The organism is Mastigocladopsis repens PCC 10914 (assembly GCF_000315565.1).
Classification (GTDB): Bacteria; Cyanobacteriota; Cyanobacteriia; order Cyanobacteriales; family Nostocaceae; genus Mastigocladopsis; species Mastigocladopsis repens.
Genome location: NZ_JH992901.1, coordinates 2441799 through 2463352 on the forward strand (window position 1 = coordinate 2441799; position 21554 = coordinate 2463352).

The window sequence follows — 21554 nt, forward strand, 5'->3', positions numbered from 1 at the left end:
AGGGTAAGAAGATTATTTTTTATTTTGAACTTTGTGCCTCCTGAGTCGGAGTTGCACACTCCGCCTAGCGTGTCCGGTGGGCATATTTTGAATTGTCACTCGCCCCATACTCTAAAATTACCTTCTGGAATACAAGTTGGTATCAATGACTTGAAGTCATTAGCACTCTTGACCGCTGAGTGCTAAATTGTCTATTGGAAGCGCTAGAGAACACTAAACATGGCAAAAATTGTTGCATTTAATGAAGAATCGCGGCGGGCATTAGAACGAGGCATCAATGCTCTTGCCGATGCCGTGAAAATTACCTTGGGACCAAAAGGTCGTAACGTTCTGTTGGAGAAAAAATTTGGGGCACCCCAAATTGTCAACGATGGTATCACCGTTGCCAAAGAAATTGAACTAGAAGACCCGCTAGAAAATACTGGCGCAAAACTGGTCCAGGAAGTGGCGTCAAAAACAAAAGATGTGGCTGGGGACGGCACTACCACCGCCACTGTGTTGGCGCAGGCGTTGATCAAAGAAGGTTTGAAGAATGTCGCCGCAGGTACTAACCCCATTGCCTTAAAGCGGGGAATCGACAAAACCATTGAGGCGTTGGTACAGGAAATTGCAGCAGTAGCGAAACCAGTAGAAGGTGCGGCGATCGCTCAAGTTGCCACAGTTTCAGCTGGTAACGACGAAGAAGTCGGCAAAATGCTGGCTGAGGCGATGGAGAAAGTCACCAAAGATGGTGTGATCACCGTTGAAGAATCTAAGTCCCTAACAACGGATTTAGAAGTTGTCGAGGGGATGCAGATAGACAGGGGTTACATCTCCCCCTACTTCATCACCAACAATGAACGGATGACGGTGGAATTTGAAAATGCCCGCATCCTGATTACCGACAAGAAAATCAGCAACATCCAAGAGTTAATTCCTGTTTTGGAAAAAGTTGCCCGTTTGGGTCAACCCTTGCTGATTATCTCTGAAGATGTGGAAGGGGAAGCTTTGGCAACTTTGGTGGTGAACAAAGCGCGGGGTGTGCTCAATGTCGCCGCCATCAAGGCACCTGGGTTTGGGGATCGCCGGAAAGCAATGTTACAAGACATTGCCATTATCACTGGCGGACAAATGATTTCCGAAGAAATCGGCTTAAGCTTGGATACCGCTTCTTTGGAAATGTTGGGAACTGCCCGGAAAATCACAATTGACAAAGAAAACACCACCATCGTTGCTGCTGGTGAAAACACAACAACAGACGTGCAGAAGCGAATTGGTCAAATTCGCAAACAACTAGAAGAAACAGATTCTGAATACGATAGAGAAAAACTGCAAGAGCGCATCGCCAAGCTAGCTGGTGGCGTTGCGGTAATTAAAGTGGGTGCGGCAACAGAAACCGAACTCAAAGACCGCAAACTACGAATTGAAGACGCTCTCAACGCTACCAAAGCGGCTGTGGAAGAAGGTATCGTTCCTGGTGGTGGAACAACTTTGATTCACTTATCCAAGAAGATAGCGGAATTTAAAAACAGCCTCGACGCCGAAGAAAAGATTGGCGCTGATATTGTAGCGCGATCGCTCGAAGCCCCCTTGCGTCAAATTGCAGACAATGCTGGTGTTGAAGGATCTGTCATTGTTGCCAGGGTACATGACACTGATTTCAATGTTGGTTACAACGCTGCGACTGGGAAATTCGAGGACTTAATTGCTGCTGGGATTATCGACCCGGCAAAAGTCGTACGTTCAGCTTTGCAAAACGCTGCTTCTATCGCTGGAATGGTTTTAACCACCGAAGCTATAGTGGTCGAAAAACCAGAGAAAAAACCCGCTGGTGGTGCGCCTGACATGGGCGGCATGGGCGGCATGGGCGGCATGGGTGGCATGGGCGGCATGGGCATGATGTAGTCCCCGTTTGCCATATAGCATCCAGTGGGGTGGGTACTGCCCACCCTGCTTTTTTACTGCATCATGGAAACCGCTATACTGTTTCCATTTGCACTCAATACAATTCTTGTACTTATTATTTCCTTAGAATTGGAAAATCAGTGTTGAAAAATTCAAGAAATTAAGTCAAAATGCCTTATTTACTAAGCAAAAGTTAATAGTTTCGAGTTTTTGACTCATGACTCAATAAGGTAAAAATGTATGGCAAGAAAACTTCCTCATCTTTCTTTTAAAGTTACTAAATCATACAGAACAAATTTATATCATCAACCAGGGACTTTACCAGGAACGATCTTTGTTGAAGAAAACGCTCCTCCTCCCATGATTTTTTTTATTGACTATAACCAAACGAATATCCTCGATAAGCAAATCGCAACTCCGGAGGAGTGCGCCACTTATCTGGATAAAGAATCTGTTTCTTGGGTAGATGTACAAGGTTTGGGTAATGTAGACATTTTGCAAAGGCTGGGTAAAGTTTTTGATTTACATAGTCTCGTTTTAGAAGATGTAGTCAATATGGCAGAGCGCCCAAAAATAGAAGATTATGAAGACCAATTGGTTATCATTGCTCGCATGGTCGTACCCAAGCAAAAAGAATGTGGCTTTCATAGTGAGCAAGTTAGTTTTGTGTTGGGGAAACATTACTTGCTGACTATACAAGAGGAAGCAGAATATGATTGTTTTGAACCAGTGCGGATGCGAATTCGTAACTCTAAAGGCATTATCAGAAAACAGGGGGTAGATTATTTAGCTTATGCTCTGTTAGATGCTATCGTAGATGGCTTTTTCCCGGTACTAGAACGTTATGGTGAGCGAATTGAAGAGTTAGAGGAGGAAGTCATCACCAACCCTAAGCGTCAAACATTACAAAATATTTATCAAATTAGGCGAGAATTATTGCAACTGCGCCGCGCTATCTGGCCCCAGAGAGAGGCTATTAATTCTTTAATAAAAAATGGTAGTGAACTCATCACGAATGAAGTTCAAATCTATTTGAGAGATTGTTATGACCATGCAGTCCAAGTGATAGATATGGTGGAAATTTACCGGGAACTTTCATCAGGGTTGATGGATGTTTATCTTTCATCCCTAAGTAACAAAATGAATGAAATTATGAAGGTGCTAACGGTCATTTCGTCAATTTTTATTCCCTTGACTTTTATTGTGGGTATCTATGGAATGAACTTTAATACTGATAAATCACCATACAATATGCCCGAATTGAATTGGTATTGGGGTTATCCAATTTGTTTAGCAGTTATGGCACTCATTGCAGCAGGTTTACTATTTTTCTTTTGGCGAAGAGGCTGGCTGGAAAATGCTTCAACAATTAAGCATGATTAAAGATTTGAGCTTTTCCATAGATTGAGTCTCCAAAATTAGCATAGGGAGTGAACATATTGAGTCATGAGAAACGGCGACAACAATTTAGTTATTCTGACGCTTTATATAATTGGCATTACTTACACCTTTAACCAGATGGTCGAATCAATCGACGAACAAGTCAAGATAGAATTTAATAAATCATCTGTAGACCAACAACTGAAAGACCAAAATCTTCAAGACACGATTGGGATTAGTTTTGGGGGACTGGCAAATACATTCGTAATTGATAAACCACAATCTTTATCGATTAACATTCAAAATAAATCCCAGGACTTAGCAATATACGTTGATTGGGACAATTGCGCTTTTGAGGAATTTGACGGTACTTCAAAGCGAGTTATTCGCATGTCACCAGACATAACCCGTGACTTAGCTGTATTCCAAACTCCCAGTCTGATTGTCCCTGGAAAAACACTCAGCGAATCAGTCTCATCTGAAGGTGTTTTCCAGCTCGATAAGTTATCTGGAACGTATACAGCAACAAAAAATCCGGTAGCCAACATCCTCAAATGGAAAAGCAGCCCTGTGAAGGCACAAAAAATCGAGTTTAACAAATTTATGAGTAGAAAACGCACCTTTGAGTTTTCGCTAGATTTAGTGTTTCGGTTAGCTCAAACAAATGTGGGTGTCACTCAGGGTAGCCATCTTCCTCCGCTATGCATTGTCAAGTGTCCTTTCACCGTGAGGAAACTACCTTGGACATATGCTTTGCCTTGGAATAAGAGGCGCTAAAGCAGAACTAGTGGTTTGGCCATTCAAAGACTACACTGGATATTAGGAGAGAGTAGACGTAGGCGGTTGCAGACCAGTTTCATTGAGGCTGGTTTGAGGAAAGTCCGGGCTTCCGAAAGACCAAACTTGCTGGGTAACGCCCAGTGCGGGCGATCGCGAGGATAGTGCCACAGAAACATACCGCCAAAATCAGTGAACAGTTATCAGTAAACAGTAAACAGGGAATACCTGATAACTGATAACTGATACCTGATAACTGAAAAAGGTAAGGGTGCAAAGGTGCGGTAAGAGCGCACCAGCACGACCGAGAGGTCGTGGCTCGGTAAACCCCGGTTGGAAGCAAGGTAAAGGAACTACGGTTGGTCTTTTACCAGTTCCGCTCAACAAGAGCCGCTTGAGGCGTCTGGTAACAGACGTCCCAGATAGATGACCGCCCTCTTAATGTAGAGATATGCTACAACATGTCTCTAGAAAAGAGAACAGAACCCGGCTTATGTTCTGACTCTCTCCCTCTTTTTGTCCTTTGTTATTTGTGAGCCAGCGCTGTAGGAGGGCTTCCCTCTGTAGGCGACTGGCATACCCGAAGGGTTCTTAGTCCTTTGTTACTCAGCAATGACTAATGACTCATGACTCACAACTAATCGCTAATGACTCATGGCTAATGACTAATGGGCCTCGCTTATCCACGCCGTCAGCGGCAGCTCGAAAGTTTAGTAAGAAAATTAGGTCTGGCAGCAGACGCACCTATAAAGTGGCAGCTGCTGGACTTAGCGCTGACTCATCCCACTGTCTCTGAGTCGGCAAATTATGAACATCTGGAGTTTGTCGGCGATGCAGTCGTGCGATTAGTCGCAGCTATTGTATTATGGGAAACCTATCCCAATTGTCCAGTGGGTGATTTTGCAGCAATTCGTTCGGTGTTGGTGAGCGATCGCATGCTCTCTCAACTTGCAAGAGAATACGGCTTGGAGCTCTACTTACTAGTCGCTGGCAGTGCGACTGCTGATAAAGTTGGTCAGGAGTCACGACTGGCAGATGCCTTTGAAGCAGTGTTGGGTGCTCTGTATCTGAGTACGCACAATCTCGAACTGATCCGCTCTTGGCTAGACCCTCACTTCAAACAACTTGCAGCAGAAATTCGCCTCGATCCGGCTAGATTTAACTATAAAGCCGCTCTGCAAGAATGGACTCAAGCAAAATATAAAATTTTACCAGAATATCGAGTTGTAGAAATCAATCAACCTCAGCATAACCAAGAGCGTTTTCTTGCTCAAGTGTGGCTATACGAACAAAAGCTAGGTGAAGGAAAGGGACGTTCTATCAAAGCTGCTGAACAAGCTGCTGCAAAAGTTGCTTTTTTAGCACTTGACGCTCAGGAAAAACCGTGAACTCAAACAGTAGATGATCAGAGAATAATTTGTTAATTTGTTCTTTGTCCATTTGTGTAAATGGCTAATGACTCATCAGTGTTGACTAATAACTAATGACTAAGAAAATTAACATAGCTGTTGTTGGTGTTGGACGTTGGGGTGTACATTTGCTACGGAATTTCTTAGAACATCCACAAGCTGAGGTAGTAGCGGTCATAGAGCCGAACGTAGAACGTCTAGCAGAGGTGAAACAGCAGTATCACTTAGATGATGGGGTACTACTGACAAGTGAATGGAAAGCAATAGAGCAGATGACGGGTTTAGAAGCAGTAGTTATTGCTACTCCTGCTAGCACGCATTACTCCTTAATTGCCAACGCTTTGCGTTGGGGTTATCACGTTTTAGCAGAAAAGCCTTTAACTCTCAACTTAGCAGAATGTCGAGAACTGTGTCAGCTTGCAGAAAAACAGCAACGACAACTGATAGTTGACCACACTTACTTATTTCACCCAGCAGTTGAGAGAGGGAAAGCTGTTGTTCAGGCGGGTCAATTAGGTGATTTACGTTATGGATACGCGACTCGCACTCATTTAGGACCAGTCCGCCAAGATGTTGATGCGCTGTGGGACTTAGCCATTCACGATATTGCCATCTTCAATTCTTGGCTCAATCACATACCTGTAAAAGTGCAAGCAACGGGTACGGTGTGGCTGCAACCGAGAGTAGGGGGAGATGAGGGAGAAAAGGAATTAATAGAAGCAACATCCCCCTCACTTGAAAACCAAGGATTAGCCGACTTAGTATGGGTGACACTGACCTACCCGAATAACTTTCAAGCATATATTCATCTGTGTTGGCTTAATGCTGATAAACAACGACGACTAGGAGTTGTCGGAAGCCTGGGTAGTCTGATTTTTGATGAAATGTCAACTACATCACCTTTGACGCTACTACATGGTGAGTTTGAACGTCAGGGAAACCGATTTATTCCTGTTAATCAAAGGCAACAAATGCTGGAAATAGAAACAGGGGAACCATTGCGGCGGGTGTGTGAGCACTTTATGAGATGTGTTCTTGAAAAGACTCCCTCAGATGTTTCCTCTGGGTGGGTAGGAACGCAGTTAGTGCAAATTCTTGCTGCTTTGACAGAATCTCTTCATAAAGGCGGCACACTTGTTTTTATGGATGCAAATGAGTCGTGAAATACTATGATTTTGCATTTTGCATACTTAATTTTGAATTCTTCACTTCTTTGCTCAGGGTAGAGGGGAAGTGGCTTTTTTTCTGAGCAACTTCTTCTGCTGTTTGCTTTATCCCTCTTACCGTTTGATCTCCAGAGGAAAGAGTGACATTTCCTGAATCTTCTTGCCCTCCTGAACCTGGTAAGAGTGAGGCATCAATCAAAGGTAAACTTACTGTTACTGTCGTGCCTTGGTTAAGACCTGCACTCTTAAGAGTAATGGTACCTCCCATCAGTTCTATTAAGTTTCGTGAAATTGCAAGTCCCAGTCCTGTACCACCAAACTTACGTGCCGTTGAATCCTCCACCATTACGAAAGGACGAAATAGTTTTTGTTGTTGAGCGGGATCAATGCCTAAACCTGTATCTGTCACACAGACAAAAACTTCAAATTTATCATCGTGACTACGTAGAATTTTTGTAGAAATTGTAATGCTTCCGTCATCGGTAAACTTAGTTGCATTACCGATAACATTAATCAGAACTTGTTTAAGTTTTGCTGCATCAGCATTAACGGGAATTAGCTCATTAAGCTGAGGAATATTCAACTGCAAACCTTTTTGTTGAACATTCACTGATTGTATGTTAATCACTTCTTTCAGGACTTGCCGAAGGTCAATAGGTTGCAAAACGACCGAGAGCTTGCCTGCTTCTATCCTGGAAATGTCTAGTATATCATTAATAATGCCTAACAGGTGAATAGCTGTGTCATCGGCACGCTTGAGAAACTCTAATTCTTCTTCTCGATCATCGCACATACCATCTCGAACCAGACGAACGCAATTAATGATAATGTTTAGTGGATTTCTTAACTCATGGGAAGTCGTAGCTAAAAACTGAGTTTTCACCTGGTTTGCGGCTTTCGCTTCTTTCCATGCGATTTCTAATTCTTCTGCCCATGCTTTCAATCGCTCGACCATTTGTTCGAGTGCTTGCGCCAATTGGTTAAACTCCCGAATTTTAAAGTTGTGAGGAATCGGTTCTGCTGATTGATTTAAGTGAAGATTTATAGCATAGTCACGCAATTGTTCTACAGGACGAGCTAGGTAACGAGCTAAATACAGCGATGCCAAAACACTTGCGCTGATCAAACCAACTGTTAAAACAATAAGAATAAGTTGGATTCCTCTAAGACCATACAAAGCATTGTCTAAACTTGTAACGGCTATAATGACCCATTTTTTCTGTTCCCCTTTTGTTGTGGGACTGGGAATAGCAGTATAACCAGCAAGTAATTCTTCACCCTCATTTTCAAAAAAGAAATGCAGAAAATATTGCTTCCCAGCAAGAGCAGTTTTTACAATCTTTTTGAGTCGAGAAGCATCTGTATGCTGTTCTATATTAGTGCCAACACGACTAGCAATTGGATGTGACAAAATTGTTCCATCATCAGCAATAACGACCGTGGAGCCTGTTAGTGAACCAGGCTTTGCTTTGATTTTTTCTTGCAGTATTGTCGAGCGCACAATCAAGGCATAACGCAAGCCGCCCATACTATCGTACACGGGAGCAGATAACAGTAATTGTAGTTTATTTCGTAAATCTCTCCGACCACTTGTTCCTATCTTTGGTGGTAATATTGCCTCGACATTCACCCCATCACTCGCTATGGGAAATTTCAATTCACCGATGGGCTGGTCACCGCAAACACTTGCAATAATATGGCCGTTTTGCGGATTGGTCAGTTGAATACAGTCTATTTGCCTTGGTAGTTGTCGTGCTAGCTGACTCAGAAATTGTTTGATATCACCATTTGAACCTGATTGGATAACTGTTGTTTGACTTGCACTTAGTAAGTTCGTTTTTAAAGCAGCGCTCGTTTCTACAATCTTTTCCCCCTTAATGATGGCACTTTCTGTTAAATTTTGACGGGCAGTTTCCAGCATACTAGAGCGTGCCTTTTTATAGGCGACAATTTCCCCTATCAATAAAACTGGAACTGACAGAAGCAAAATTTTCGACACTAAAATCCTACGAAAGGATGATTGACGGGGTTTAGCCATCGGCTGTCTCTCTTAGTATTGTGCCATCAACAACAGCAACTCTAGGTAGTTAGAGCAGCTAGTATTATTAAGTTATAAAAATCCTTATTTCATAATTTCATAACTATATTAAAAATATAAAATACTTTAATCTCAAAAAGAAGCCCACAATACAAATACTCCTATAAACAAACCACTACAGCGGCTGTTGTTCGATATAAATACTAAAGATGAAATTTGGAGAGAGGAGGTTTCCAGCATCACTATTTTTGAAAATTAATATTCCGTACAAAAAACATAAAAACTAACAAACCAACCCAATGGTACAACACCGTCCTCATACTACAGTAGTTTTGGCGATGAGTGCAGATGGCAAGATAGCAGATGTCACGAGATCGCCTGCTCGGTTTGGCTCGACGACTGATAAAGCACACCTGGAAGAACAAATCTCCATAGGTGATGCTGTTTTATTTGGTGCTAGTACACTCCGCGCCTACGGTACAACACTAACCGTATCGCATCCACAACTGCTGCAACAACGAATTCAGGCGGGAAAACCTCCCCAGCCAGTCCATATAGTAATTACACATTCTGCCAACCTCAATCCAGAAATGCACTTCTTTGAGCAACCAGTCAACCGTTGGTTGCTGACAACAAAAGCAGGAGCGCTTTTTTGGCAAGGACGCAGAGAATTTGAGCAAATTTTGGTTTTTGAAACACCTACGGCAAAAATTGACATTAATGCAGCCTTACAATATTTAACAACTTTGGGCATAAAACATTTGGCAGTACTAGGTGGCGGTGAATTAGTCGCTTCAATGCTGGAATTAGATTTAATTGATGAATTTTGGTTCACCGTCTGTCCGTTGATTATAGGTGGTGCTACTGCACCTACACCAGTAGAAGGTAACGGATTTTTCGCCCAGTTGGCTAAGCGTCTGCAACTTGTGGAAGTGTACACTATTGAGCAGGAAGTCTTTCTGCATTATCGGCTGCAACAACCGGCAGATTAGATTACGCTATATAAAGCTTGTGCTAAATTTTGTATCTCCAATGCTTCCGATGGTGGAACAACTCAAGTCTCGCTACTCTCTCGCTTGGATTAATAAAATTGCCGAAGTCTCCCAAGATGCTTGGGATGCTTTAGCATTACCACTTCATACCCCGTTTTTAGAGTGGGAGTGGCTGAAAAATCTCGAAACCTCCCAAAGCGCTACAGCTAACACTGGCTGGTTACCGAATCATTTGACCCTATGGCGAGACAGAACCCTGATTGCTGCTGCCCCACTATACCTGAAAGGACACAGTTATGGCGAATTTGTTTTCGACCACCAGTGGGCAGACTTAGCACAACGCATTGGTGTGGAGTATTACCCGAAAATGGTGGGAATGACTCCATTTACGCCGGCTGAAGGCTATCGGTTCTTGATTGCACCAGGAGAAGATGAAGATGAGATAACGGCAATGATGGTGCATGAGATTGATGCTTTCTGTACCAAGCACCGTATCTCTGGCTGTCATTTTCTCTATGTAGATCCCCAATGGCGTCCTATTCTGGAACGCCACGGCTTTATATCTTGGCTACACCACAGCTACATCTGGGAAAATCTTGGATTTAACACTTTTGATGAGTACTTAGCAGTTTTCAACGCCAACCAGCGCCGCAACATTAAGCGCGAACGCAAAGCAGTAGAAAAGGCTGGTTTGAAACTACAACCTCTTAGTGGTGATGAGATTCCCAAGTCGCTGTTTCCTTTGATGTATCAGTTCTACGCTGATACTTGTGATAAATTTGGCTGGTGGGGTAGCAAGTACTTAACAAAAAGATTTTTTGAACAGCTACATACCCATTACCGCCATCGAGTTGTATTTTTCGCAGCATACAGCGAACACGATAATCGTCAACCAGTGGGGATGTCTTTTTGTCTGTTTAAGGGCGATAGGATGTATGGACGCTATTGGGGTTCTTTCCAAGAAATAGATTGCTTACATTTTGATGCTTGCTATTATGCACCAGTAGAGTGGGCGATCGCCAACGGTATCCAAATTTTTGACCCTGGTGCTGGCGGACGCCACAAAAAACGTCGCGGGTTTCCTGCTGCTGGGAATTATAGTTTGCACCGCTTTTACAATGGTCGTTTGGCACAAATTTTGCGACATCATATCAGTGAGGTTAATGAGATGGAACAACAGGAAATTGAGGCAATTAACGCGGAGTTGCCTTTTAGTCAACAAAAGTGATTTCGGAAAATTATTTCAATCCCTGATAGGGATTCATACATTTCCATCGCCGCTGCTTGATATAGAGTCCTACACTCTTTGACGTCCGCTTATTCGACTCCTAACCGCCAAAAAGCCAAGAACGCTAAGTACAACTCCTCATTAATGGGGGTCGGAAATCAAAATGTTGACAACTCTCGACAATGGTTCATCCCTGAGGAGAATTCCGAACCCCCTCTTATGGAGACGTGTACTAAGTAAGATAAGAATTACACTTGAGAAGGGGTCAAAAACCCCTAAAGCAAGTAGATTTCTATGGTGACTATGGATTTGACTGTTGAAGGCTTGGCAGCAATTGACGAGAAACTGTCTCAGCGTCACATTGACCTTGATCCCGGTGGCTATTTCATTATTTATCTAAATCGGGAGGAGGGAGTCATTTGTGCCAAGCATTTCACAAATGTAATTGATGAGCATGGTTTAGCTGTTGACCCGGAAACAGGAAAGGTGATTCCAGCACGGGGAAAGGTGGAACGCACTCACACGACTGTATTTAGTGGGAGAACGGCAAAGGAACTGTGTGTGAAAATTTTTGAGGAACAACAACCCTGTCCCGTGACTCAGTTAAACCATGCGGCTTATTTGGGTCGAGAGTTTGTCCGAGCTGAGATTGCTTTAGTGACAGGACAAGATTATGTGCAAGATTAAATTGTCCTTAGTCATTTGTCAGCAGCACAAAGGACTAAGGACTAAGGACTAAGGACTAAGGACAGCCATCACAAAAGATATGCAATGCAGGGGCGAGCATTATCCATTAGAAGATGGCTGAAACACCTGGTAAATGTAGTAAGTCGCCATCGGGATAATAGTAGCGGCGATTAATAGTCCTATGACCCAAGCCGTTGCGTTACCTTTGTCGGTTTCTTTTGCTTTCTTAAAAGTGCCTTCTACCTGCACGTTCTCGGCAATTTGGGGAGGTCCGGGATCGGGTTCGCCAGATAGGACGGCGACTAGGCGATCGCTAGCATCTAGAAACGCCTGATTATATTTGTTGCCGTCCCGCAAGGGTGCCATCACTGTTTCGTTAGCTACACTCTCAACGATTTTGTCTGGCATCACAGATTTGACTTTATCGCCGGTGATAATTGCAGTACCGTTCTTTACGGTGTCAATCATTAATATTGTTTGATTTGCTTGCGCTTCTTTTGTGGGAAACCATTTTTCAAACAGTGCTTTGGTGAAGCTCTCTGAAGTTTCACCGTAATCAAGACGACGAATTGTGACAATTCTTACTTCATTTCCCGTTTGATTGGCTAAATTCTCAAGGGCGTTGCTTATCTTGCCTTCATTTAGACGGCTGATCACTTCAGCTTGATCCACCACCCAAGTGCGTTCGCCGCTTGTAATGGTTGGCATCTCATATACACCTGTAGCCGAAGCAGATGTAGCAAACACTAAAGAAGCTAGAATGACCATCACTGAGGGCAGAAGTAGCCGTTGGATGAGTTTCTTCCAGCTATAGACTCGGTTGAGGAGCTGTTTCATCGGATTTACCAAAAGACGGACTTGCACCAAAAAAATACTACATAACCATGCCTGCGTCTTGCGTCTTATGTGCAAAGCGCACTAGTGGTTATAAGTGAAGACTGTTAATAACTTCTAGCTTAAATCTCAAATAGCACAAAATTAGCAGCTTTTTCAGTCAACTGGTTTAAGCTTCAGCCTTGCAGTGGTTGTAAATCGCCGCTCAAAGGCTAAGTAGAACAAGTAGGCAAATAGTAACGACATACCTACACTAAAAAAGTACAGCAACCTATGCTCAAATTTCCCCTCAAAATTCTGACTACTGAGTTCTGAGTTCTGAGTACTTTTTCGGTGAGATAAAGATTGTATGAAAATGCTCCCAGTGTTATTGCAATAGATGATTAGTATTAATGGCATTGTTCAAAGTGTTCATAAATACTTGATTCATCTCTCTGGTATAGCATTTCACCTGTTGAAAGTCATCATCTGCAAACTCATCTTTTACGTAAATTCATCAAAGACGATTTCGTAGACTTGTGTTATATTTACTAACCCTTAAACTCTCAATACAACTACAACTAAATAAGTAAAAATATTCGCAAAATAAAGCACACGTACTTGATACTTAAGTGCTTAATTTGCTATAAGTCTGCTGTCAAAATCTCTGTTACTTAAGTATTAATAAAAACTTAACAGAAATCCTATCTTAATCTAAATAGCAAGTTAATGAAAAATTTAAATATTATCAGTTATGCTGGTAGACATTTCAGCCAAAAAGAAATTTTATGTTTTTACTAGCCACATATAGTAGTACAGACAAGTCATGAAAAGTCTACAGCACGTTGATCCTGTTTTTGAGCAACTTTTTGCTAAGATTCCCCGGGAAATAACTGATACTTTCACTGAGGAACAACTAGAAGCGATAAAAAACGCTTTTGGCTCTCGTCATTGGACTCGTCATCCTTTAGACCTACGATTTTCGGTTCCCATTCCAGGGCTACGGTTTTATGTAGTGTTATTGGCAGGTTCAGAACGTCGCTCAAAACAGCGTTTGCGATATGAACGAGGCATACATCCTCTTTGGACTCCTGGCAATATCGTGTTCCTCATAGGACTTTTTATCATCCTATTAACTTCTAGCTTCACTACATTCTCCTTTGTGTTCTCCTTGCTTACTTCCGTACCTACTTCACCTCACCCAACATCAATTCCCTGGCTTCACAACCAATCCGAATGCAAACACACTGGTAGAACCTGGAGAGATGGGAAGTGTTGGGATTATGAACACAATCCTATGTTCTGAACCGTACTTGTACTGACAGGAAAAGCAATATGCCTCAAAACCGTTTAACCAAAGATTCTTCCAACAAAGACCCCTTCGTACAACAGTTTTTCGCCCGCATTCCTTCTAAAACAGCAGGGACTTTTACCGATGTCCAATTAGCAGCACTCAAACAGGTCTTTCAGGGACGCCTCAGCAAGCGCCATGTTGTGGATATCAAACTTTCTATCCCATTTCCTAAACAGGGCCTTTATGTCGTTTTCTTACTAGGCAAGGAAAAGCGCTCAAAAGAGCGTTCACAAACTTCAACTTTCTCACCTGTCAACAAAATTTCACTGACAATATTAGGATTAGTGCTAATGACTTCTTTGTTGGGTTCACTCTACATAGTTAAAATGACAGCAGAAACTGATTCTTTTCCACAGAAAGAAATCCAAATCAAGGAATCTCAGCCTTTGTCAAATATTTAATAAAAAAATAAGAATTTATAATAAATTTTCTAAAAACTTTGTGTTTGGGGGAAAGCTATAATCCCCCGCTTGTAGCAAATTACCTGATTTATTGTGAAAATCTCGGCTGCAAAACAGTCTAAATTAATCGGAAATTACTGATAAAGATAGTAAGTTACGGATTTCGTCACGCACACTTATAAGAATTTTACCAAGATGATTTTGACCTGTTTTATCTGTACCACAACCCCAGAAATAATCTGTTGGTGAGTTTTCTACAATCAGCTGCTCACCTGTAATTAAAAGGATTTCTCTAATATCAGTATGTGTAAGAAACTTTTTAAGTACAGCTTCTCGCATAACTTGTGTTTTGACTTCTTGCCAATCTAAACGAACTTGGCGTTTGGGATCACGTCCTAATGCGGCAGCTATTTCTGGTGTTTCGGCGTTATGGATGAGAGGTATAATCAGAGCATCTGGGCTTCCAACAAACTTTTGAGCTTGATAATAATGCTCAACCGTTGACCAATAAATGCCCTGCATGATAATTCCGTGAGGAGAAAAATTGGAAAAACAGCCATAAGGCTGCCCAACCTTGTAAAAGTAAATGGTCATTTGAAAATTGCTCTTTTATACATTAATATCCATTATTACGATAGATACTAGCAAGGACTGTCTGTTTTGAATTCCACCACAGTATTTGCCTAAAGGCAGAAGATTGGATTCAAAACAGAGGTTTATGTTGATAGATAGATCTATCTGAGAGGTTGATGATGGAGACGCAGAGTGAAAAAAGCAATCGAAGTACACCACTCATTGTTGCTGGAATATTCCTTGGTCTAGGACTTGGAGGCTTCTTTGATGGCATCGTGCTACATCAGATTCTTCAATGGCATCATATGTTGAGTAGCATTCGACCTCTGACCACAATCTCTAATATCGATATGAATATGGTTTGGGACGGCTTATTTCATGCCTTTGATTGGATAATGACTGTGATTGGAGTCGTTTTGCTATGGCGGGCTGGACGAGGTAATGATGTTCCTTGGTCATCAAATATTTACTTTGGGTCAATATTTATCGGTGCTGGGTTGTTCAACTTGGTTGAAGGAGTGATTGACCATCAGATTCTCGGCATCCATCATGTCAAACCAGGACCGAATCAGTTAGCTTGGGATTTGGGATTTCTTGCCGTCGGTGCGCTTCTTGTTGTCATTGGTTGGATAATGGTACAAAAAAACAGTGAAAATTATGAATTATAAGTGCAGAATGTTGAAAAAATTCATAATTCATAATTTGTCCTATGTCAGCAGAAGCTTTTGAAAAAACAAGCTGGGGTTGGCAAATGTCCCAGTTCCAACAACAAGTTGGAGAATGGTTTGAGTACCAATTGTCTCGCTTGGGTTGGGCTTTACCAGAGTTCTTACCTCAATCGTCAATTCAGCCTTGGCTGCTTAAGTTGCTGAACTTGATTTTTTGGCTAATACTGGGATCATTTCTGGTTTGGGTTGGTTGGCGGCTGTGGCGAAAACTTCGCCCTTCTTTTTATTCTTGGCTGGGTGCAGCTAAAAAGTCCACAGATTCTCAAGGAAAAAGCACAGAAACTGAGTTACATAGTTCTCAGTGGTTAAGGCGATCGCAAGAATTTTCGCGTCAGGGTAATTACCGTCAGGCTTGCCGTTGTCTTTATTTGGCAATGTTACAGCACGTGCATGATAAAAGAATCCTCCCTCACAAACCCAGCCGTACAGATGGAGAATATCTGCAATTGCTACAAATGTCTGCGACTGCAATGCAGCCTTATGAAACGTTGATTACCACCCACGAGCAATTATGTTTTGGGAATGCTGAAATTGTGTCAGAAAATTATGAGCATTGTCAGCAAGCTTATCGGGAGATTTCCAATACATGAAACGCTCAAACCGTCTTGCTTGGATTGGGGCGATCGCCTTGGGAGTTATGATACTACTGACTTTCATTGCAGCTCCAACCAGCAGCAAAATCAATAGTGGTTCCACCTACAACCGCGCTCCCGATGGTTACGGCGCTTGGTATGCTTATATGGAAAGGCGAGGAACTGGGATCAAGCGCTGGCAAAAGCCTTTTGATGATTTAAATGCAGAAAAACGTCCTGTGACTCTGGTACAGATCAACAGCATCCTGAGGGAACCTTTGCTAGATGCTGAGGAGAAAAAATGGATAGAAAAAGGCAATAATTTGGTTCTTTTGGGTGTGCGCGATCGCGTCACAGCAGCAGATTTTACCACTATACAAAAGTCTCCGGCTGGAGATGTCAAAATAGAGACGCGACGACGGAGGCAAATCAAAGGTCAAGAAAAGGTTTCTTTGGGCGATGATCGCTTTGGTGCAGTTGTGTGGGAAAACAATTACGGTCAAGGAAAAGCTATTTTTTCTACGACTCCCTACTTAGCTGCCAATGCCTACCAAGATTATCAAAGTCATTTTCAGTATTTGTCAGATTTAGTCAGTCAAAAAGGTCATTTATTATTTGTAGATGAATACATCCACGGTTACAAAGAACCCAGTGTCAGAAAAAGAGAAGGCGAAGGGAGTTTATTGAGTTATTTTACTAAAACTCCTGTGTTTCCGGCATTTCTACAAGTAGGCATACTGCTACTGTTGCTCATTCGCTCACAAAATCGCCGCTTTGGGAAGCCAGTAACATTAAATACACCAGTCGTTGATAACAGTGAAGCATATATCAAAGCTTTGGCAGGAGTTTTGCAAAAAGCTAAATCCAGCGACTTTGTTGTAGAGATGGTAGGAAAAGAAGAACAACGGCAACTACAGAAAGCGTTAGGATTGGGTCAAGAACTGCTGGATCACCAAACTCTTGTGAATGCTTTGGTACAGCAAACAAACGTTCCTGCTACACAACTCCAAAAGTTGTTAAATATACAATCCCAACAACGCCGCCTGAGTGAACCAGAACTGTTAAGCTGGTTGGGGAAATGGCAAATTCTGCGCCGTCAATTGGATTTTTACGTAAAGGCGCAAAGGTAGCAACGGATTTTGTGACAGATACGGATGAATTCTCAGTAAAATCTTTAGATAATCTATCCGTCGCATCTGTAACCTCATGCGTTGTCATAGATGATTATAAATCAATACGGTTCAGTTAGAGCCAAAACCCTTAAATTGCGTAGGTTGGGTTGACGCTACCAAACCCAACACAAAACGTTTATTGTTGGGTTGCGCTACGCTTAACCCAACCTACCTTATCCTTAACTGAACCGTATTGGATTATAAATAGCACCTACAGCGCTTCTCATCTGAATGAAGTACTAATTTATCTGTGTGCATCTGTACGCCAGTCACCACAACGGGGGGAACCCCCCTATGCCTACGGCACGCCAAGGGCGAACGGGTTCACAGTCCCCTACGGCGGGAAACCCGCCTGCAGGGCTGATTCACCGCAACGCACTGGCTCGTCCATCTGTGGTTCATTATTTCTTTGTGTACCTCACCCAATTGCAAATCGCTGTATATGAATGATGCTCATCCTGTATTAAATCGCCTTAGTCAAGAACTTAATCGAGTTGTGGTTGGTCAATCCTCCCTCATAGAGCAGCTTTTGATAGCATTACTTGCTGGTGGACACGTTATTTTGGAAGGAGTGCCGGGAACTGGCAAAACACTCTTAGTGAAGGTAGTGGCACAGTTGATTCAAGCCGATTTTCGTCGAATTCAACTGACACCTGATGTGCTGCCATCGGATATTACTGGTACTAATATTTTTGACTTAAACACCCGTAGTTTCAGCCTGAAAAAGGGACCAGTCTTTACCGAAGTGCTGCTTGCGGACGAAATCAACCGAACTCCCCCCAAAACACAAGCAGCCCTACTGGAAGCAATGGAAGAGATGCAGGTGACGCTGGACGGTGAAAGTTTGCCTTTGCCAGAGTTATTTTGGGTGATTGCAACGCAAAATCCCTTGGAATTTGAAGGCACATATCCCTTACCAGAAGCACAATTGGACAGGTTTGTATTCAAGCTGGTCGTAGATTATCCTGACCTAGCTGCTGAAAAGCAAATGTTACTCAATCGTCAGGCAGGATTTGCAGCGCGACGCTTAGATATTGCTCGTTTACAGTCAGTAGCAACAATAGCTCAAATTTTGGCGGCACGACAAGCAGCCAGAGAAGTTAAAGTTTCTGAAGCTATTATTGATTATCTCCTAGCTTTAGTAAAAGCATCGCGGCAATACCCCGATTTAGCTTTGGGAGCATCTCCTCGTGCTGCTGGTTCTTGGTTACAGACATCACAAGCAGCAGCGTACTTAGCTGGACGGGATTTTGTCACTCCAGATGACGTTAAAGCAGTTGCACCACCACTGCTACGTCATCGCTTGATCTTGAAACCAGAAGCAATGTTGGATGACGTAAAAATTGATACGATAATTGCGTCGGTACTTAATAAAGTGCCAGTACCAAGATAAAGCTGAATAACTATTTTTTTAGTAATTTCTTGAGCGAGTGCAAACTCTCATTCAACATTTTCCCAACCCAGCCTACAAGATGACTCAAACGCTCTCTTTGACTTGGTTCCGCGTTCGCAAAAAGTTCAATCTGAATCACTGTAGGCGGCTCGTTGAGTTTGGTATCAGATTCAAAAACAAGTTTTTCTTTATTTAGAAATAAAAATGTGACTTTATTTCCATGACCCAGGTCTATTTTATCTCCGAAGTTTAGCGAGTAGCGTGTTTTTGGCTTTATCCTGACATTATTGAGGTATGTGCCATTGGAACTTCCCACATCTACAATATAGTAAGTGCTTTTTTCTACCTGAATTTCTGCGTGAAATCGAGAGACAAAATCGGCATTTGGCAACCCAGAAACATCGATATCTGGTATAAATTGCTCCTTCGGCTTGCCAAGGCGAATGACAGTAAAATCCGCTGGCAACTCAAAACCAGTATTGGTTTGAACATGAAAAAGCTCTAGACTTAGCCCTTTTGTTTGTGATCTGCCTGGGTTTTGCATGGCTTGTTTTTGCGGAGCAATTTCTCAATGAGTCTAGATTGTTTTGCTGAATAGCAAAAACATTTGAGCTGATATTGTCTTAATTTTAATACTTAAATTATCTGTTATCTGTAAAACATTATAACAGAATCAGAGTTGATAGCTTTATCCTTCAAAAAATGCTTCCTTCCAGACGAGTTTACTTTCTACTGATACTCGGAATTGCGATCGCCCCAACTTTAGCCTTTTTTGTAAGCATTCCAGCAAGTCTACTGATAACTTTGTTGTTTGATCTGATGGTACTGGGGTTGATGGTTGTGGATGGTTTGCAAGTACGACGACAAGAAGTGCAGATAACACGTGAGTTACCAACACGACTGTCCATTGGACGAGATAACCCCGTTTTGCTTAAGGTAAAATCAGACAAAACTAACGCCGTCATCCAAATCCGCGACGACTACCCAACTGGTTTTGCAGTTTCTGCACCCGTACTACGTACCACTGTTTTTAGTAACAGTACTCAAGAATTAACTTACACTGTTCATCCCACACAACGTGGAGAGTTTTCCTGGGGAGATATTCAACTTAGACAACTTGGTGCTTGGGGATTAGCCTGGGATGAGAGAAAGATACTTCAAAGTCTAAAAGTGAAAGTTTATCCAGATTTAGTGGGGTTGCGATCGCTCTCAATTCGCCTGACGCTCCAATCAACAGGAGTGAATCGTCAATCTCGTCAATTGGGTCTTGGTACAGAGTTCGCCGAACTGCGAAACTATCGGACGGGTGATGATTTGCGGTTTATTGATTGGAAAGCGACCGCCCGTCGTGTAGGTGCTTATGGTACACCGCCATTAGTTAAGGTACTCCAACCAGAACAAGAGCAAACTTTACTCATTTTATTGGATCGGGGACGGTTGATGACGGGAAGAGTCCAGGGTTTGCAGCGATTTGATTGGGGTTTGAACTCCACTTTGTCCTTGGCTTTGGCGGGATTACATCGGGGCGATCGCGTGGGTGTGGGTGTCTTTGACCGCCAAATGCACATATGGATTCCTCCAGAACGGGGTCAACATCACCTTAGTCACCTCATTGACCGCTTGACTCCCATTCAGCCAGTGTTGCTAGAATCTGATTATGTCGGAGCTGTGACACATTTTGTGCAGCAGCAAACTAGGCGTTGTTTGGTTGTGGTGATGACCGATTTAGTTGATGTCACCGCCTCCGCTGAACTTCTAGCAGCAGTTTCTAGGTTAACACCTCGCTATTTACCGTTTTGCGTTACTCTGCGAGATCCTCAAGTTGACCTTTTGGCACAGATCGCCGCGTTGGAAGATGGGGTGACAGATGCTTATACCCGTGCTGTTGCCTTAGACTTATTAGCACAACGAAAAGTTGCATTTGCCCAAATCAAACAAAAAGGTGTGTTGGTTTTGGATGCGCCAGCCAATCAAATGACTGACCAATTAGTTGATAAATATCTGCACATCAAAGCGCGGAATCTGCTTTAAGCTGGCGACAACAATAAGCTACTAAAAGCACGAATAACCCCATCCCAACAAGATACTTAAAAGGGTCTGGGACATTGGGATGAGGAGAAAAAAAGCCTTCAATTGTACCAGCAATAATCAACATTGGCACAATGCCAAAGACTAACTGTACTGCCTGAGAACCGTATAATTTCAGTGCATCTGTACGGCGATATTGACCAGGAAATAAAATTGCTCTTCCAAGTAAAAAACCCGCACCACCTGCAAAAAAGATGGCAGGTAATTCTAGGGAACCATGGGGAAAAACAAATGCCCAAAAAGGATATCCAAGATGATTTTGACCCACTAGAGTCGCAATAGCACCAATCGACAAGCCGTTAAAAATCATCAAATAAGCTGTAAAAGCTCCGCCCGTCATTCCACCAGCAACAGCGCCGAAGGATACTGACAAGTTGTTAATCATAATACCACTAGACGCCAGGGGTTCAGTGCCAACAATAGACCCCATCCACAATTTATGTTCGTCTCGAACCAATTTGATCAGGTTTTCTGGGACTACAATTGATAGAAAAGTTGGATCTTGCCACGCATACCACCAAGCAATGATCGCTCCCATTAAAAATAGGGCAATGGCAGTCGCAGTATATGGGAATGTCTGCTGCACTAAAGCTGGTAATCCCCATTTGTAGAATTGCACCACGGCTTGCCATTCTTGTCGTCGCGAACCTTGGTAAATTTGGGTATAACTTCTGCTTGTTAATAAATGTAAATTTTGTACTAATACACTACCTAGTTGTTGGGTACGAGCGCGAGCCAAATCTGCGGCTACTGAACGATACAAACTTGCTAATTCTCTAATTTCTGCTGCTCGCAGAGATTTTAGCCCTTTTTTCTCTGCCTGTCTTAATAAGGCATCTAAACGCTGCCAATTTGGTTCTCGCCGCGCAATCCAACGTTGAATATTCATAAATTTTGGG

21 protein-coding genes and 1 other RNA gene are annotated in these 21554 nt (G+C 42.6%); 17 read left to right on the top strand and 5 right to left on the bottom strand.

Going from position 1 to position 21554, the window contains the following annotated elements; all coding sequences use genetic code 11:
* The first annotated feature begins 219 nt into the window (after positions 1–219).
* From groL to MAS10914_RS0113055, 6 genes are all read left to right on the top strand, one after another.
* Entirely contained in the window at positions 220–1884 is a 1665-nt protein-coding gene (gene groL, locus MAS10914_RS0113035) for a chaperonin GroEL (protein ID WP_017316382.1), read from the top strand.
* A 240-nt stretch (positions 1885–2124) separates the two neighbouring features.
* Entirely contained in the window at positions 2125–3267 is a 1143-nt protein-coding gene (gene corA, locus MAS10914_RS0113040) for a magnesium/cobalt transporter CorA (protein ID WP_017316383.1), read from the top strand.
* Between the two features lie 63 nt (positions 3268–3330).
* On the top strand, positions 3331–4041 hold the full coding sequence (locus MAS10914_RS0113045; protein WP_017316384.1) for a hypothetical protein: 711 nt from the start codon (positions 3331–3333) through the stop codon (positions 4039–4041).
* 49 nt (positions 4042–4090) lie between these two features.
* Positions 4091–4551: RNase P RNA component class A (rnpB, locus tag MAS10914_RS32365), an RNA gene on the top strand.
* 158 nt (positions 4552–4709) lie between these two features.
* Complete coding sequence (rnc, locus tag MAS10914_RS0113050; protein ID WP_017316385.1) at positions 4710–5429, top strand: ribonuclease III; 720 nt, start codon at positions 4710–4712, stop codon at positions 5427–5429.
* 95 nt (positions 5430–5524) lie between these two features.
* A complete protein-coding gene (locus tag MAS10914_RS0113055; protein WP_017316386.1) occupies positions 5525–6613 on the top strand; it encodes a Gfo/Idh/MocA family protein in 1089 nt (362 codons plus the stop codon).
* Positions 6614–6617: 4 nt separating this feature from the next.
* On the opposite strand, the gene MAS10914_RS0113060 is transcribed toward MAS10914_RS0113055, so the two are convergent.
* Entirely contained in the window at positions 6618–8654 is a 2037-nt protein-coding gene (locus MAS10914_RS0113060) for a sensor histidine kinase (RefSeq protein ID WP_017316387.1), read from the bottom strand.
* A gap of 299 nt (positions 8655–8953) precedes the next feature.
* Here MAS10914_RS0113060 and MAS10914_RS0113065 point away from each other — a divergent pair, with 299 nt between their 5' ends.
* From MAS10914_RS0113065 to MAS10914_RS0113075, 3 genes are all read left to right on the top strand, one after another.
* Complete coding sequence (locus MAS10914_RS0113065) at positions 8954–9646, top strand: RibD family protein (protein WP_017316388.1); 693 nt, start codon at positions 8954–8956, stop codon at positions 9644–9646.
* A gap of 49 nt (positions 9647–9695) precedes the next feature.
* Positions 9696–10874 (top strand): GNAT family N-acetyltransferase, encoded by a 1179-nt coding sequence (locus tag MAS10914_RS0113070; RefSeq protein ID WP_017316389.1) that lies wholly within the window; start codon positions 9696–9698, stop codon positions 10872–10874.
* Between the two features lie 303 nt (positions 10875–11177).
* Positions 11178–11561 (top strand): DUF4346 domain-containing protein, encoded by a 384-nt coding sequence (locus MAS10914_RS0113075; RefSeq protein ID WP_026082531.1) that lies wholly within the window; start codon positions 11178–11180, stop codon positions 11559–11561.
* Positions 11562–11660: 99 nt separating this feature from the next.
* On the opposite strand, the gene psb32 is transcribed toward MAS10914_RS0113075, so the two are convergent.
* Positions 11661–12398 carry a photosystem II repair protein Psb32 gene (gene psb32 / locus MAS10914_RS0113080; protein ID WP_017316391.1) on the bottom strand — a complete coding sequence of 246 codons (738 nt, stop codon included), beginning with the start codon at positions 12396–12398 and terminating at the stop codon, positions 11661–11663.
* A gap of 802 nt (positions 12399–13200) precedes the next feature.
* Here psb32 and MAS10914_RS0113085 point away from each other — a divergent pair.
* Positions 13201–13680, top strand: a complete 480-nt coding sequence (locus tag MAS10914_RS0113085) for a hypothetical protein (RefSeq protein WP_017316392.1) — start codon at positions 13201–13203, stop codon at positions 13678–13680.
* Between the two features lie 29 nt (positions 13681–13709).
* Positions 13710–14129 carry a hypothetical protein gene (locus MAS10914_RS30110; protein ID WP_017316393.1) on the top strand — a complete coding sequence of 140 codons (420 nt, stop codon included), beginning with the start codon at positions 13710–13712 and terminating at the stop codon, positions 14127–14129.
* A gap of 123 nt (positions 14130–14252) precedes the next feature.
* Here the strand turns inward: MAS10914_RS30110 and MAS10914_RS0113095 are convergent, their stop codons facing one another.
* Entirely contained in the window at positions 14253–14723 is a 471-nt protein-coding gene (locus MAS10914_RS0113095) for an NADAR family protein (RefSeq protein ID WP_017316394.1), read from the bottom strand.
* Between the two features lie 158 nt (positions 14724–14881).
* On the opposite strand from MAS10914_RS0113095, the gene MAS10914_RS0113100 reads away from it, so the two are divergent.
* From MAS10914_RS0113100 to MAS10914_RS0113115, 5 genes are all read left to right on the top strand, one after another.
* Entirely contained in the window at positions 14882–15370 is a 489-nt protein-coding gene (locus MAS10914_RS0113100) for a DUF2243 domain-containing protein (protein ID WP_017316395.1), read from the top strand.
* Between the two features lie 41 nt (positions 15371–15411).
* Positions 15412–16020 carry a DUF4129 domain-containing protein gene (locus MAS10914_RS0113105; RefSeq protein WP_017316396.1) on the top strand — a complete coding sequence of 203 codons (609 nt, stop codon included), beginning with the start codon at positions 15412–15414 and terminating at the stop codon, positions 16018–16020.
* Positions 16017–17132 carry a DUF4350 domain-containing protein gene (locus tag MAS10914_RS0113110; RefSeq protein WP_017316397.1) on the top strand — a complete coding sequence of 372 codons (1116 nt, stop codon included), beginning with the start codon at positions 16017–16019 and terminating at the stop codon, positions 17130–17132. Before MAS10914_RS0113105 ends, MAS10914_RS0113110 begins: the two co-directional genes overlap by 4 nt.
* A 336-nt stretch (positions 17133–17468) precedes the next feature.
* Entirely contained in the window at positions 17469–17624 is a 156-nt protein-coding gene (locus tag MAS10914_RS34185) for a hypothetical protein (protein ID WP_156818146.1), read from the top strand.
* Positions 17617–18567: an AAA family ATPase gene (locus tag MAS10914_RS0113115; RefSeq protein WP_017316398.1), complete on the top strand. Its 951-nt coding sequence runs from the start codon at positions 17617–17619 to the stop codon at positions 18565–18567. Before MAS10914_RS34185 ends, MAS10914_RS0113115 begins: the two co-directional genes overlap by 8 nt.
* A gap of 10 nt (positions 18568–18577) precedes the next feature.
* Here the strand turns inward: MAS10914_RS0113115 and MAS10914_RS30115 are convergent, their stop codons facing one another.
* Positions 18578–19111 carry an FHA domain-containing protein gene (locus MAS10914_RS30115; protein WP_017316399.1) on the bottom strand — a complete coding sequence of 178 codons (534 nt, stop codon included), beginning with the start codon at positions 19109–19111 and terminating at the stop codon, positions 18578–18580.
* A gap of 158 nt (positions 19112–19269) precedes the next feature.
* Here MAS10914_RS30115 and MAS10914_RS0113125 point away from each other — a divergent pair, with 158 nt between their 5' ends.
* A complete protein-coding gene (locus MAS10914_RS0113125; RefSeq protein WP_017316400.1) occupies positions 19270–20598 on the top strand; it encodes a DUF58 domain-containing protein in 1329 nt (442 codons plus the stop codon).
* Here the strand turns inward: MAS10914_RS0113125 and MAS10914_RS0113130 are convergent.
* Positions 20576–21544, bottom strand: coding sequence for a stage II sporulation protein M (locus MAS10914_RS0113130; RefSeq protein ID WP_017316401.1), 969 nt, complete (start codon positions 21542–21544; stop codon positions 20576–20578). The genes MAS10914_RS0113125 and MAS10914_RS0113130 overlap by 23 nt on opposite strands.
* Between the last annotated feature and the right edge of the window lie 10 nt (positions 21545–21554).